The organism is Wolbachia endosymbiont of Pentalonia nigronervosa (assembly GCF_014534705.1).
Classification (GTDB): domain Bacteria; phylum Pseudomonadota; class Alphaproteobacteria; order Rickettsiales; family Anaplasmataceae; genus Wolbachia.
In genome coordinates this window covers 1-1,380 of the sequence record NZ_JACVWV010000155.1, presented here as the reverse complement: position 1 = coordinate 1,380, position 1,380 = coordinate 1, and the positions used below count along the sequence as shown (strand labels likewise).

General features: G+C 37.9%; 1 protein-coding gene and 1 pseudogene. Both read left to right on the top strand.

Features of this window, described 5'->3' with window-relative positions; genetic code table 11:
• The coding region (locus tag IC220_RS07555) for a head decoration protein (RefSeq protein ID WP_188153793.1) at positions 1-304 on the top strand (304 nt) is incomplete at its 5' end.
• 46 nt (positions 305-350) lie between these two features.
• Positions 351-1,347 (top strand): annotated as a pseudogene (locus tag IC220_RS07550) (major capsid protein).
• The last annotated feature ends 33 nt before the right edge of the window (positions 1,348-1,380 follow it).

Sequence of the window (1,380 nt, the reverse complement as noted above, 5' to 3'; positions counted from 1 at the left end):
CCTTTACTCACGAGATCAAATAACAGTAGCCAAGGAGCAGAATTTAAAACTTGGAACAGTCGTTGGCTTAGATAGCAAAGATAATCTAATTAAAGTCTTAAATCCAACTGCCACAGATGGCACGCAAACAGCGATAGGTGTAATAGTAAGCGACATAAATGCAAATAAAGCAGTAATAATTACTCGCATAGCACTACTTGCTGATAACGCTGTAGTTTGGCCAACAAATATTACTGAAGAGCAAAAAACAGCAGCAATAAAGCAACTTGAGGCACGAGGAATCATTATCCGTAAAGGAGTCTAACAAGCTACTAAAAACATCATTATTAGGGAAAAAAAGGGGAGAAAAAATGCAAAATCCATTTACAAATCCAGCATTTAGTATGACAGCTTTAACTGGAGCAATGAATATTTTGCCAATTAATTTTGGTCGAACAGAAAGTTTAAAATTGTTTCCAAGTAAATCAGTGAGATTTAGACACATTACTATTGAAGAGCAAAATGGAGTGTTAAGTTTATTACCAACCCAAGTGCCAGGAGCGCCAGCAACAGTGGGAAAAAGAGGAAAAAGAAAGGTTCGAACTTTTACAATTCCACATATTCCACACGATGATGTAGTGTTGCCTGAAGAAGTGCAAGGAATCAGGGCATTTGGTTCAGAAAATGAACTTGTAGCCTTGGCTGATGTCATAACTGATCATCTGCAAACAATGCGAAATAAACACGCTATTACTTTGGAACACTTACGTATGGGGGCATTGAAGGGAGTTATTCTTGATGCAGATGGCTCTGAATTACTGAATCTTTACAATGAATTTGAAATTACCCCAAAAGTAGTAAATTTTGCCCTGGGCACAGCAACAACTGATGTAAAAAGAAAGTGCTTAGAAGTACTGCGACACATAGAAGATAATTTGAGTGGTGAATACATGGAAAAAGTGCATGCGCTGGTAAGTCCAGAATTTTTTGATGCTTTAACTTCTCACGCCAAAGTCAAAGAAGCATATGAGAGATGGCAAGAAGGAGCAGCCTTGAGAGATGATATAAGATCAGGATTTACATTCTGTGGCATTACGTTTGAGGAATATAGAGGACAAGCTACAGATCCAGACGGCAATGTGAGAAGATTTATTGAGAAAGATACTGGAAATTGTTTTCCGCTGGGGACAGCAAATACATTTACCACTTACTTTGCTCCAGCAGATTTTAATGAGACGGTTAGGGCAACCACTATATGCAAAACAAGAGCCAAGAAGGTTTGATAGAGGAACAGATTTACATACGCAGTCAAATCCACTGCCAATGTGCCACAGGCCTGGAATCTTGATAAAAATAACAGCAAATTGAAAAATATAGAGAAATTATTCTCAGATTGCTTTG